The 12,820-nt window shown below is 71.0% G+C and carries 11 protein-coding genes; 5 read left to right on the top strand and 6 right to left on the bottom strand.

Annotated elements, in window-relative coordinates:
• Window positions 1-30 precede the first annotated feature (30 nt).
• Genes DEJ27_RS00580 through DEJ27_RS00570 form a run of 3 tightly spaced genes read left to right on the top strand, consistent with a single transcriptional unit; the run spans window position 31 to window position 4,552 of the window.
• The gene (locus DEJ27_RS00580) at window positions 31-2,283 is read left to right on the top strand and encodes an FAD-dependent oxidoreductase (protein ID WP_110858597.1); all 2,253 of its coding nucleotides are present in this window, start codon (window positions 31-33) and stop codon (window positions 2,281-2,283) included.
• Window positions 2,284-2,321: 38 nt separating this feature from the next.
• Window positions 2,322-3,749, top strand: coding sequence for a hypothetical protein (locus DEJ27_RS00575; RefSeq protein WP_111090119.1), 1,428 nt, complete (start codon window positions 2,322-2,324; stop codon window positions 3,747-3,749).
• 26 nt (window positions 3,750-3,775) lie between these two features.
• Complete coding sequence (locus DEJ27_RS00570) at window positions 3,776-4,552, top strand: IclR family transcriptional regulator (protein WP_027467181.1); 777 nt, start codon at window positions 3,776-3,778, stop codon at window positions 4,550-4,552.
• Between the two features lie 97 nt (window positions 4,553-4,649).
• On the opposite strand, the gene DEJ27_RS00565 is transcribed toward DEJ27_RS00570, so the two are convergent.
• Both DEJ27_RS00565 and DEJ27_RS00560 read right to left on the bottom strand, forming a co-directional pair.
• Window positions 4,650-5,300, bottom strand: a complete 651-nt coding sequence (locus DEJ27_RS00565; protein ID WP_110858595.1) for a GntR family transcriptional regulator — start codon at window positions 5,298-5,300, stop codon at window positions 4,650-4,652.
• A gap of 12 nt (window positions 5,301-5,312) precedes the next feature.
• Window positions 5,313-7,427, bottom strand: coding sequence for an efflux RND transporter permease subunit (locus DEJ27_RS00560; RefSeq protein WP_110858594.1), 2,115 nt, complete (start codon window positions 7,425-7,427; stop codon window positions 5,313-5,315).
• A gap of 77 nt (window positions 7,428-7,504) precedes the next feature.
• Between DEJ27_RS00560 and DEJ27_RS00555 the strand changes: the two genes are divergently transcribed.
• On the top strand, window positions 7,505-7,912 hold the full coding sequence (locus tag DEJ27_RS00555; protein WP_110858593.1) for a MarR family winged helix-turn-helix transcriptional regulator: 408 nt from the start codon (window positions 7,505-7,507) through the stop codon (window positions 7,910-7,912).
• 75 nt (window positions 7,913-7,987) lie between these two features.
• Complete coding sequence (locus tag DEJ27_RS00550) at window positions 7,988-9,031, top strand: LCP family protein (protein ID WP_111090118.1); 1,044 nt, start codon at window positions 7,988-7,990, stop codon at window positions 9,029-9,031.
• 82 nt (window positions 9,032-9,113) lie between these two features.
• On the opposite strand, the gene DEJ27_RS18095 is transcribed toward DEJ27_RS00550, so the two are convergent.
• The 4 genes from DEJ27_RS18095 to DEJ27_RS00530 all read right to left on the bottom strand — a co-directional run bounded on the left by DEJ27_RS18095 (window position 9,114) and on the right by DEJ27_RS00530 (window position 12,798).
• Window positions 9,114-9,809, bottom strand: coding sequence for a transglycosylase family protein (locus DEJ27_RS18095; protein WP_110858591.1), 696 nt, complete (start codon window positions 9,807-9,809; stop codon window positions 9,114-9,116).
• A 302-nt stretch (window positions 9,810-10,111) separates the two neighbouring features.
• Window positions 10,112-11,263: a 23S rRNA (uracil(747)-C(5))-methyltransferase RlmC gene (rlmC, locus tag DEJ27_RS00540; RefSeq protein WP_110858590.1), complete on the bottom strand. Its 1,152-nt coding sequence runs from the start codon at window positions 11,261-11,263 to the stop codon at window positions 10,112-10,114.
• A 7-nt stretch (window positions 11,264-11,270) separates the two neighbouring features.
• Entirely contained in the window at window positions 11,271-12,137 is an 867-nt protein-coding gene (locus DEJ27_RS00535; protein ID WP_375231887.1) for an SMP-30/gluconolactonase/LRE family protein, read from the bottom strand.
• 40 nt (window positions 12,138-12,177) lie between these two features.
• Window positions 12,178-12,798 (bottom strand): DedA family protein, encoded by a 621-nt coding sequence (locus DEJ27_RS00530; protein WP_110858588.1) that lies wholly within the window; start codon window positions 12,796-12,798, stop codon window positions 12,178-12,180.
• Window positions 12,799-12,820 lie beyond the last annotated feature (22 nt).

Raw genomic sequence — 12,820 nt, 5'->3', positions numbered from 1 at the left:
GAAGCGCCAGAGAGTGATACCGTCACCGCCATGCAGTCCCGTGAACAGCACCACGACGTCGTGGTCGTCGGAGGCGGTCTCGCCGGCGTGTGCGCCGCGGTCGCCGCCGCACGCCTCGGCTCCAGCGTCGCCCTCGTCACCAACCGCCCCGTCCTCGGTGGGAACTCCTCGAGCGAGATCCGGGTGTGGGTGGTCGGGGCGACCGCGCACGGAACCCATCGGTTCGCCCGCGAGACCGGGATCATGGGTGAGCTCTTCCTCGAGAACCAGTACCGGAACCCGCAGGGCAACGCGATCTACTGGGACCAGGTCGTGCTCGACCTCGTGCGCGCCGAACCGAACGTGCACCTGCACCTCAACACCGACGTCCGGATCGTCACGACCGCCGACGACGACGGCGCCACCCGGATCACCTCCGTCACGGGGTGGACGATGGGGTCCGAGATCGAGACGACCTTCACCGCGCCGGTGTTCCTGGACTGCACGGGCGACGGCCTCGTCGGCGCACTCGCCGGGGCGTCGTTCCGGACCGGCCGCGAGGGACGCGCCGAACACGGTGAGGCGTGGGCGCCGGAACAGCCCGACGACGAACTGCTCGGCAGCTCGATCTTCTTCTCGACGCACGACACCGGTCGGCCCGAGAAGTTCGTGCCACCGTCGATCGCCGTCGACCTGACGACGACACCGATCCTGGCCAACCGGGCCATCAAGACCGGGGACAACGGCTGCAACTACTGGTGGATCGAGTGGGGCGGTGCGCTCGACACCGTCGCCGAGAACGAGCGGATCCGCGATGAGCTCTGGGGCGTCGTCTACGGGATCTGGGACCACATCAAGAACTCCGGCGCCTTCGACGCCGAGACCCTCACGCTCGACTGGGTGGGTGCGATCCCCGGCAAACGGGAGTACCGCCGGTTCATCGGCGACCACACGCTCACCCAGCAGGACCTGCTGTCGCAGCGGACCTTCCCCGACGCGGTGGCGTTCGGCGGCTGGTCGATCGACCTGCACCCCGTCGAGGGCGTGTACGCCGAGACCGCAGGCGCGCAGCAGCGGTACACGGACGGCACCTACGACATCCCCTTCCGTTCCCTCTACTCCGCGGACGTCGCGAACCTGCTCTTCGCCGGCCGGAACATCTCCGCGTCACACGTGGCGTTCGGCTCCACGCGGGTGATGGCCACGTGCGCCACCCAGGGCCAGGCCGCCGGCACCGCCGCACACCTCGTCGCCCGGCACGGCACGACGCCCCGCACGCTCGGCGCCGACCACGTCGAGATGCTCCAGCAGACACTGCTCCGCGAGGACGCCCCGCTCATCGGGGTCCGGGCCGTCGACGGTGCCGACCTGGCCCGCCGGGCGACGATCACCGCGAGCAGTGAACTCACCTCGATCGACACCACCCCGTGGGCGACCGCCGACACCTTCGCACTCGATCGCGACGTCGCGATCGTCCTGCCGGCCGACCCGGCGCTCGGCTCCTTCGCGCTCCGGACCGTCGCCGACGACGACGGCACCGCGGCCGAGCTCACGATCGAGCTCTGGACGACCGGCAAGCCGCAGAACTACGCCCCGATCGAGCACGTCGCCACCCACACCGCTGCGGTGGCTGCCGGATCCGGGGAGGCGGTGGTGGACCTCGCGTTCCGACCCGGAGAGCCGTGCAACGCGGTCGTCGTCGTCCGTCGTGCCCCCGGCGTCCGTCTGGTCCTGACCGACGGGCACCCGTACGGGGTGCTGGCCCTCCGTGCCCGCACGGCCGACGACGAGCAGTTCGACGACCACATCCCCGAGGAGTCCGACCAGCCCGTGACCGACTGGGAAGCGCGCGCCCTGCGCGGACGGTCCTTCGCGTTCACCGCAGCCGGCGCATCGGACGCGTGGCGGGCCTCCAGGGTGGTCGACGGGTACCAGCGTCCCTTCGGCGGCCCGCACCTGTGGTCGTCCGAGGCCGGCGACGGCCGAGCCGCCCTGACACTCGACTGGACGGAGCCGATCGACGTGCGCCAGGTGCGGATCGTGTGGAACGACGACGTCGACGCCGACCTCATCAACCTGCACCACCACCGCACCCACTGGGACGCCGTCCCGACGCTCGCCCGTGACTACCGCATCGAGGTGTCCGTCGACGGCTCGTGGCGGCAGCTCGAGACCGTCACGGACAACCGGCACCGGCATCGCGTCCACGACCTCGCCCCGGTGCGGACCGACTCGCTCCGCGTCGTCGTGACCGCCACGAACGGGTCGCCGTTCGTCACGGCGAGCGCCGTGAAGGTCTACTGACCCACCTGCAGCACCCACAACGATCAAGGGAGATCGCCATGCGCCTGCGCGCACACACCATCGCGACGGTCGTCGCGCTGTCACTCGCCGCCGTCGGCACGTCCGGGCCGGGAGGCGCGGCTGCGGTCGCGGACACCGCCGCCAGTCCGTCAGCGGTCACCGCCGGCACCGCCACGATCCAGCCCAACCCGGGGAACCCCACCTCGCCCACCGCGACCGCGCACACCGTCTCGGCGAACGGGACGGCCGTGCCGGTCAGGGCCGAGTCGGTCAGCGGCACCTCGCACGACGTCGCGATGTTCGCCAAGGGGGCCGGTACGGCGACCGTCAGCGTCACCATGCCCGGCCTCGCCGCGTCGGCCACACCGGTCGTCACACCACGGACGCTGTCGATCGCGACGACCCGCTCCGGTTCCACGATCACGTTCACGATCCGCGACGCACACCCGCTCGTGATCGAGACGCCCGGCGTTCGCGCACTGTTCCTCTTCGTCACACCGGCCGAGACGACCGTGCCGTCCGCCGCTGACCCCTCGGTCCGGTACTTCGGCCCGGGCGAGCACGACGCCGGAGTCATCCGCCCGACGTCCGGGCAGACGATCTACCTGGCTCCCGGTGCACTGGTGCACGGTCGCATCGACGGTGACGGCGTCACCGGCGTGCGGGTGCTCGGCCGTGGGATCCTCGACGCCGGCGACGACACCTCGCGCACCGCGAAGACGATGGCGATCCGGTTCCGCGACAGCTCCGACGTCACGGTCTCCGGCATCGGCGTCCGGAACGCACAGTGGTGGCAGACGCTGTACATCCGGTCGTCGGGCATCCACGTGTCGTGGACGAACCTGATGGGCACGCTCATCAACAACGACGGCATCGACACCGACGGCGTGCAGGACATGGCGGTCGAGCACAACTTCGTGATGAGCGGCGACGACGGCTTCGGCTGGCACGCCCTCGACGCCGCCACGAACGGCGAGCCGGAGACCCGCGGGCTGCACGCCCTCGACACCACCTTCTGGAACGTCACCGGCGGCAACCCCGTCCGGTTCGGCTCCTCGATGGAGACGTCGCTGTTCACCGACATCTCGATCACGCAGTCGTACGTGCTCCGCGCCAAGGAGGTCGCCCTGAAGTTCGACGTGCAGGACTGGGCGACGGTCTCCGACGTCACGGTCGACGGCTTCCACGTGGAGTCGCAGCCGGTCGGGAAGCGAGCGATCGTGCTGCAGGTCCTCAAGGGGCAGTACTCGAACGACACCGGCTACCGCGACGAACGCGGTCGGATCACGGGCATCACGATCCGCCACTTCACCGACGTCACGGCGGACTCCGTGACGCTGTCGGGCTGGGACGCCGCCCACGGGATCTCGGGCGTCGCGTTCCAGGACGTCGTGCTCGGCGGGGTGCCGCTGACAGCTGCGCAGGTGCGCTCGAACGCGTTCGTCAGCGGCGTCACGGTGTCCTGATCGCCGTCGCAGACCAGAATGAGGGGATGACGACCACCCCTCCGAACCAGAGCGTCGAGCGCGCCGCGGCGGTCCTCGGCGCGCTCGGTGCTGCTGACGGGCCGATGCGTGCCTCCGACATCGCGCGGGCGATCGGCCTCGGGACATCGACGACGGGTCGGCTCCTCGCGACGCTCGAGTCGCTCGAGTACGTGCGCCGCGATCCCGATTCGCAGGGGTACTCGGTCGGTCGCGCCGTGCTCGAACTCGCCAGCCAGGGGCTCAACCACAACCCGGTGCACCGGGAGAGCCGGGCCGCGGCGCAGGAACTCGCGCACCGGATCGGCCTCACCGCGAACGTCGGGGTGCGCGACGCCGCCTCGTGCATCTACCTCTGCCACTTCGAGGGGTCACTGGCCCCGAAGTCGCACACCATGATCGGCATGCGACAGCCGCTGCACGCGTCGGCACTCGGCAAGGCCCTCATGCTCGACCTGTCACAGGTGGACCGGGAGCGGCTCCTCGGTGCGGACCTGGCGCGGTACACCGACCACACCATCACGTCGCACGACGCCCTGACGGCCGACCTGGCCGTCTCGGCGAAGCGCGGCTGGACCGAGGAGAACCAGGAACTCGCGCTCGGCCGGTTCTGCATCGCAGCGCCGATCAGGAACGCCTCGGGGGACACCGCGGCCGCGCTCTCGATCTCCGGACGCCTCACGCAGCTCCGCGACCGTGACCTCGGATCCCTGGCCGAGGACCTCATCGAGGTCGCCGACCGCATCAGCGTCGGTCTCGGGATGATCAGCGCCGTCGCGCACTGACGGCTCGCCTGGTCGCGTGGTGACGCGGTGACGGCCTGGAGGCGTGTGGCGGGGCGGCCACGCGCCTCCAGGCCGTCGCCTGGTCGCGTCCGGAAGGCTAGTCGCGCGACGGGAGCAGGTGGATCGCCTCCATGGCGAGCTCGGCGGCGATGGGGTCCTTCGCGACGACGGCGTCCTTGAGCTTGGTCAGCTCGGGCAGGATCACCTCGGCCGGCAGGAGCTCGGCGAGCTCCGGCACGCGGAGCTTGAAGGAGAGCCCGTCCGTCGTCGAGTTGCAGAGCTGCACGAGCGACGGGTTGCCGCACGCGTCGGCCCACATCGAGTAGATGCCGGCGCCGTCGCGGGCGACCTGGTCCTGCTCGTCGGCGCCCACCCGCGCGTGCACGTCGTCGAGCATCTTCACGATCTTCTTGCGCTGCGCGTCGGTGAACCGGGGCACCGCGAGCCGCACGACGCCACCGTAGATCACGCCGAGGGTGCGGTACGCGTCGAGGAGTTCGTCCTTCGTCGGCGCCGCGACCCGGGTGTAGCGGTTCGGCGCCATCTCGATGAGTCCGGCCCGGGCGAGTTCGGCGAGGGCCTCGCGGATCGGCGTCCGGGAGACCCCGAGCCAGGCGATCAGGTCGTCGTCGTTGAGCCGTTCCCCGGGCTCGAGCGTGCCGTCCATGATGGCGTCGCGGATCTTGTCCTGCACCGTGTCACGGAGGAGCTTGCGCTCGGCAGCGGGCTGCGTCGAGGGAACTGGCATGGGTCCAGCGTGTCACATGTCAGGGTTCGTGCGCGAGAGGCGCGACGGCCACCAGGCCCGGTGCCCGAGGTCGTAGGCCAGCGCCGGCACGAGCAGCGAGCGGACCACGATCGTGTCGAGCAGGACGCCGAACGCGACGACGAACGCGATCTGCACGAGGAACAGGATCGGGATCACGCCGAGGGCGGCGAACGTGGCGGCGAGCACGACGCCCGCCGACGTGATCACCCCGCCGGTCACCCCGAGTCCGCGCAGGACGCCCTCGCGTGGACCGTGCCGCAGTGCTTCCTCGCGCACTCGTGTCATGAGGAAGATGTTGTAGTCGACGCCGAGGGCCACCAGGAACACGAACGAGTACAGCGGCACGCTCGGGTCCGCGCCCGGGAAGTGGAACACGTGGTCGAAGACGAGCGCTCCGACACCGAGGGCCGCCGCGAAGGACACGATCACGCTGCCGATCAGGACGAGCGGCGCGACGACGCTGCGGAGCAGGAGCATCAGGATCAGCAGGATGACGACGAGCACCACGGGGATGATGAGCGTGCGGTCGCGGATCCCGGTGTCGTTCGTGTCGACCGCCGTCGCGGTGACGCCTCCGACGATCGCTCCCGGGTCGACCCGTTCGACGGCGGTGCGGAGGTCGCGGACGGTCTGCTCGGCGGCGTCCGAGTCGGCGGCGTCGGACAGCGTCGCCTCGAGCAGGACGTCACCGCGGGAGACGGTCGGCGTGCCGCTGCCGGCGGCGTCCCCGGTCACCGGGACGGTACCGGCGGGACTGTCCTTCGCTGCGGCGACCACACCGTCGACCCCGTCCACCGCGGTGATCGCGTCGACGAGCTGGTCGAGGTCGCGCTCCGCACCGATGACCTGCGCCGGGCTGCCGGAACCGCCCGGGAAGTGGTCGGCCAGCACGTCCTGACCGTCACGGGCCTCGGACGACCCGATGATCAGGTCGCTCTGCGGCACCCCGTCCGCCTTGAGTCCGAACAGGCCGGCGCCCATCGCGAGCAGGCCGACCGTGCAGACGATCCACACCACCCGGGACCGCCGAGCGACGAGCCGGCCGACGCGCGCCCAGATGCCGCGGGCGTCCGGACCGGTGAGCTCGGGGTGGGCGCTGCCGAACGCCGGACGCAGCGGCCAGAACGCCGCGCGGCGGAACGCGAGCAGCAGCGCGGGCAGGAGCGTCAGGGCAGCGAGCAGGCTGAACGCGATGCCGATGGCCGCGACGGGGCCGAGCGCCTTGTTCGAGTTGAGGTCGGAGAGCAGCAGGCAGAGCACCCCGACGATCACCGTGCCGCCCGAGGCCAGGATCGGCTCGAGGCTCCCCCGCAGGGCGGCCTTCGTCGCGTCCCAACCGGTGCGGTGGTCGCGCAGCGCCTCCCGGAAGCGCGAGGTGTACAGGAGCGCGTAGTCCGTCGCCGCGCCGATCACCAGGATCGACAGGATGCCCTGCACCTGCCCGTTGACCGTCACGATGTCGGCCTCGGCGAGCCACCAGACCACGAGGATCGAGGCGCACAGGGCGAAGGTGGCGGTCCCGAGCACGAGGACGGGCAGCAGGGGTGATCGGTAGACGATGATCAGGATCACGAACACCGCGGCGAGCGCCACCCCGAGCAGCAGTCCGTCGATGCCGGCGAAGGCCTCGGTCAGGTCCGCGGTGAACCCTGCGGGACCGGTGACGTAGCCGCTCACACCGGACGGGAGCGCATCGTCGACGTCGGCCCGGATGGCCTCGACCGCGTCCCCGGTCTCGGCGTCCTGCGTGAGCGTGGCGACGATCTCGACCGCGTCGCCGTCCTCGCTCGGGATCACCGGGCTGACGGCCTCGACGTCGGCGCGGTCGGACAGCGTCGTGACCAACGCCTTCGCGTCGGCGAGGTCCGTCGACGTCAGGCCACCCTCACGCTCGAGGACGATGATCGCGGGAGCCCCCGACTCGTCGCGGAACTCCGAGGACCGTTCCTGCACCTTGGTGGCGTCGGCCGAGGCCGGTAGGAACGAGGTCTGGTCGTTGGTGGAGACCTCGGAGATCTTGCCGAAGAACGGACCGCCGACGGAGGCGATGCCGAGCCAGACCACGATGACGAGCGCGGGGAGGACGATGCGGAGGAAGCGGGACACGTCGGTGAGCGTACACCGATCATCAGCATGCTGATTACTTGACGGTCGAGCGCACCTGCCGACCGTAGAATCACGACATGCAGGACATGACCGAGCAGTGGCCCCTCGGACGCCTGCTGTCCGCGGCCGCACGGTCCGTCGAACGGGACTGGGACGAACGCCTCCGCGCCATCGGGCTCTCGCACGCCGCGGTCGTCGCGATCGACATCCTCATCCGGACCGGACCGACCGGCGCCGACACCATCGCCCGCACGGCCCGGGTCCAGCCGCAGACGATGTCCCGCACCCTCGAGCGGATGGAGCGGGACGGTCTCGTCGAGCGGACCCCGCACCCCGCCGACCGTCGGCGCCGCGTGGTCAGCGTGACGCCCGCCGGCCGGTCCGCGTGGGAGACCGCGCGGCACATCGAGCGCGAGGTCCTGCCGGAGGACCCGGCACTCCGGACGGCACTTGGCGAGCTGCTCGCCAAGCCACAGCCCGAGTGAAACACTGTTCGTGAAATACCACATGCGGTAAGATCCCGTGGTCGGTCCGTGCCGACCTGACCACAGGAGCCCCGCATGTCCGAACGCCGAGCCGCCCGGGCGGCCGCAGCACACACTCTCCGCGCACCCGGTCGCAGCACGCGGCGACGGCGACCGTTCCTGGTCGCCCTGATCGCGACGCTCGGCTCGCTCGTCGGTGTCGCCCTGGTCATCGCCGTCGTGGCGAGCGTGTTCGTCGGCGGACTCGCGCGGAGCTTCGATGCCGGTCGCGACACCATCGCCGACCCGTTCCCGAGCGGTGCGCGACCGAGCACGTCCGGCGGTGAGAACATCCTGCTCATCGGGTCCGACACTCGCGCGCAGGGCGGCCCCGAGGGTGCGCGGCCCGAGCTCGGCGGGCGCTCCGACACCCTGATGCTGGCGCACGTCCCCGCCGACCGACAGCACGTGTACCTCATGTCGATCATGCGCGACTCCTGGGTCGAGGTCCCCGGACACGGGCGCGCGAAGATCAACGCGGCCTACTCCTGGGGTGGGGTCGCCCTCACCACGGAGACCGTCGAACAGCTCCTGGACATCCGGATCGACCACGTGGCGGAGATCGACTTCGCCGGGTTCGAGGACATGACCGATGCCCTCGGCGGCGTCACGGTCGAATCCCCCCGGGCGTTCTCAGCACGCGGCCACGACTTCACGGCCGGGGCGAACCGGCTCGACGGGGCCGCAGCACTCGCCTTCGTCCGGGAGCGCTACGCCTTCGTCGACGCCGACCACACCCGCGTCCGCAACCAGCAGGCGTTCATGCGCGGCGTCGTGAACGGGCTGCTGTCCCGCGGCACCGTCACGAACCCCGGTCGCATCCAGGACTTCGTCGCGGCGACGAGTGCGCACCTGTCGGTCGACGCAGGGTTCTCGTTCGCACGGATGGCGGAACTCGGGTGGTCGCTCCGAGCGGTCCGGGCAGACGACCTCGTGACCTTCACCGTGCCGACCGCGGGCTCAGGGACGGCACCGGACGGGCAGTCGATCGTGAACCTGAACGAGCTCGCCGTCGGCTCCCTGTCCCAGGCGCTCCGGTCCGACGACGTCGCCGGCTGGCTCGCCGACAACCCGCAGTAGTCCAGTACCGCGAGGCCGCACGCACGACGACGCCCCACGACTCGAGATCGTGGGGCGTCGTCGTGTCCGGTCTGCGGAGAGATCAGGCGGGGAGCTGGAGCTCCTGGCCGGCGTAGATCAGGTTCGCGTCGTCGATGGTCGACGTGTTCGCGGCCCAGAGCTGCTTCCAACCGCCGTCGACCCCGAGCTTCGTCGCGATCGTGTCGAGCGTGTCGCCCGAGGCGATCGTGTACGTCTTGCCGCTCGTCTCGACCGGGGCCGGCTTGCTCGGCGTCGTCGCTGCCGGGGCGGGCGTCGACTCGGTCGTGCTCGGCTGCGGGGCGGCCTGCTCGGCAGGAGCCGGTGCCGGAGCGGCAGGCTGCGGGGCAGCCTGCTCTGCGGGCGCCGGAGCCGGTGCGGGGGCCGGGGCGGCCGCGGCGGGGGCTGCACCGCTGGTGCCGCTCAGCCCGAGCTGGGCGGAGCAGGCGGGCCATGCACCCCAGCCCTGCGAGGCGAGGACACGCTCGGCGACGGCGATCTGGGCCTCGCGGCTGGCGGAGGCGGGGTTGCCCGCGCCACCGTTCGCCTGCCAGGTACCGAGGTTGAACTGCAGGCCGCCGTAGTAGCCGTTGCCGGTGTTGATGGCCCAGTTGCCGCCGGACTCGCACTGCGCGAGCTGGTCCCAGGTCGAACCGGACGCTGCGTTCGCGGGGGCTGCCGCGAGGCCGACACCGGTCGCTGCGATGCCGGCGAACGCCAGGCCACCGACGATGGTGCGGGTACGGGAAAGCTTCTTCATGTGATTGCTCCACCGGGGTCACGAGCCGCATCTGCTGCGGAATCCACTGCCCACCCCGACCGATCGCGGTCGATTGTGGGGGTGCGCCACCGGGGGCAGTGGTCATCGGGCCGGCGGCACCTCGGTCGGCAACCATAGGAAACTCTTGACCGTTATCAAACCGAGACAAACGGTTCTACCCGTAGATGCTATGTACCCCTACCCCGAACCTGAACGGGCACATCCCCATGGGCATGGTGATCGAGCCGTACCCGGGTACGTGTCCTTGGCAATTCCCTGGCAATGCCGATCGGCGCTCGGGATCAACCCCGTGTGAGCAGGGTCACGGCCTCGAGGTGACCGGTCTGCGGGAACATGTCGAGCACCCTGGCCCGACGCAGCCGGAACGACGGCATGCGCGCCAGGTCCTTCGCCAGGGTCACGGGGTTGCAGCTCGAGTACACGACGTGCTGCACGTCCGACTCCTCGAGCCAGGTCGACAGCCGCTCGCCGATCCCGCGACGCGGCGGGTTCACGACGACGAGCTCGGGCACCGCGTCCGGACGGGCGCGGAGTGCGTGCTCGGTCGCGTCGTCGGCGGCGAACCGGAGGCCCTCGAGGCCGGCCTCACGAGCGGACTGCCGCGCGGAGCGGATCGCCTCGGCACTCGTCTCGATGCCGGTCACCACGCGACCGGGGCGGGCTGCGTGCAGCGCGAACCCGCCGACGCCGCAGTACAGGTCCCACATCGACGCGGGATCGAGCTCGTCGATCCAGGCCGTCGCCTGCGCGTACAACTCGGTCGCGACGCCGGTGTTCGTCTGGAAGAAGCTCTGTGGCCGCAGGTGCATCGTGATCCCGCCGAGCCGCATCGGCAGCGTCTCCTGCTCGGTCAGCACGATCTCGCGGTCGCCTTCCGTGACGGCCTTGTGCTCGGGCAGCAGGTTGACGGTCACCACGACCGCGTTCGGCAGTGCGGCGCGCAGGGCGTCGAGGTGCTGCCGGAGCCGTGGCAGCTGTCCCTCGGAGCGCAGCACGAACCGGATCATCAGCTCGCCGTCGGGCGACTCGGTGACCAGGACGTACTTCAGCTCGCCCCGGCGCGCGGCGACGTCGTACGGGATCAGCCCCGCGGTCGAGACGAACTCGGCCAGCACGGGCAACGCGTGCCGGATGCCGGGCGTGCAGATCCCGCAGTGCCGCAGGTCCACGCCGCGCTGCCGGTGGTCGAGGATCCCGACGGTGGGGTGCTGGACGGATCCGCCCACGACCATCTTCGCCTTGTTCCGGTACCCCGACTCCGGACTGGTGATCGCGGGCGACCAGGAGACCGCTCCGGGACCCCCGGCAGCTTCGACCGCGTCGTGCAGGAGCTCGCGCGTCCGGAGTTCCTTGTCGAGGACCTGGTCGGCGTAGGGCTGACCCATGAGCGTGCACGACCGGCACACCCCGCGGTCGAAGTAGTCGCACTGCATGGCCGAGTCAGGATACGGCAGCGTCCCGCGTCGTCGTGGCGATCCGGTACACCGACGTCGTCGCGGTCAGGAACAGCGTCGTGCCGTCGTCGCCGCCGAAGCACAGGTTCGACGTGACCTCCGGCACGGCGACCGCTCCGATCCGGGCTCCCTCGGGGTCGAACACGACGACGCCGCGGTGGGAGGACGACCAGACGTTGCCGTGCACGTCGACCCGGATGCCGTCCGGCGCTCCCTCTCCGGGCTCGAGCCGCGCGAACACCCGGCCGTTCTTCAGCAGGTCGCCACGGCGGTCGTAGGCACGGATCACCGGCTCGTCGCCCGACGAGCTCGCGATGTACAGCACCCGCTCGTCCGGGGCGAACGCCAGGCCGTTCGGCTCGTCCAGGTCGGTCGCCACGGGTCGCAGGTCCCCGCCCTCCGGTCCGCACCGGAACACCCAGTGGTCGCCGTACTCGCGCACGCCCGGGTGCCCCTCACGCGGCTGGGTGATGCCGTAGGCGGGGTCGGTGAACCAGACGCCGCCGTCCCGCGCGACCACGACGTCGTTCGGGGAGTTGAAGCGGCCCCGGTCCCACACGTCGACGATCGGCGTGACGACTCCGTCGCGGTCACGCTCGACCCGACGCAGGCCGTGCGAGCACTGCACGACGCTGCCGTCCCGATCGAGCGTGCGGCCGTTGGTGAACTCGACACCGTCCGCGTACACCGAGGTCTCCCCCGAGTCGGCGTGCCACTGCAGGATCCGGTCGCCAGGGATGTCGGACCACCGCAGCGTGCGCGTCGACGGGATCCAGCAGGGCCCCTCGGCCCAGGTGCTGCCGGTGGCGATGCGCTCGAGCGCATCGCGGTCCGGCACGAGGTCGTCGAGCAGCACGGGTTCTCCTTCGAACGGGGTGCCCACCCTACTTTCGTCAGGCCGCGGCCGCCGCCTCGCTGCGTCGTCGCAGGGCCTTCTCGATCGCGGAGATCGCGAGGCCGAGCAGGATCGACGCCACGACCGCGAGGGTCGTGACGAGGAAGGGCTGCTCGCGGCTCCAACGCCCGGTGGCCGAGGCGATGCCGACGCAGTACGCCGCCCAGACGACGTCGGCGAGCACGCAGCTGAGCAGGAACCGCCGGAGGTCGAGCCCGCTGTCCGCGCCGACCAGGTTCGTCGTCAACCGACCCATCGGGATGAAGCGTCCGAGCACCGCGATGCGCCCGGGAGCTGCACGGTAGCGGCCGTCGATGGCGTCCCGGGCCGCGCGGACCTTCGGACGCGAGAACCACGACCTCGAGCCGAGGTCGACCGAACGCGCCAGGTGGTAGAGCCCGAGGTCGCCGAGGACCATGCCGATCGACGCCGCGACGACGAGGAAGAGGACCGGCAGGAGACCGCCGTCACCGCCCACCAGGAGGGTGCCGATCGCGACGACGAGTGCCTGACTGGGCAGGAAGACCGCGACACTGCCCACGGCGAGCACGAGGCCGACCACGAAGAACGCCCACGGGGTCCCGACGAGCTGGACGACCAGGTCCTGTGCTGCGTCCACGACTCACCCTCCACGGGCACCG

Source organism: Curtobacterium sp. MCPF17_018 (assembly GCF_003234135.1).
Classification (GTDB): Bacteria; Actinomycetota; Actinomycetes; order Actinomycetales; family Microbacteriaceae; genus Curtobacterium; species Curtobacterium flaccumfaciens.
This window is presented reverse-complemented; position numbering and strand designations above follow the sequence as displayed.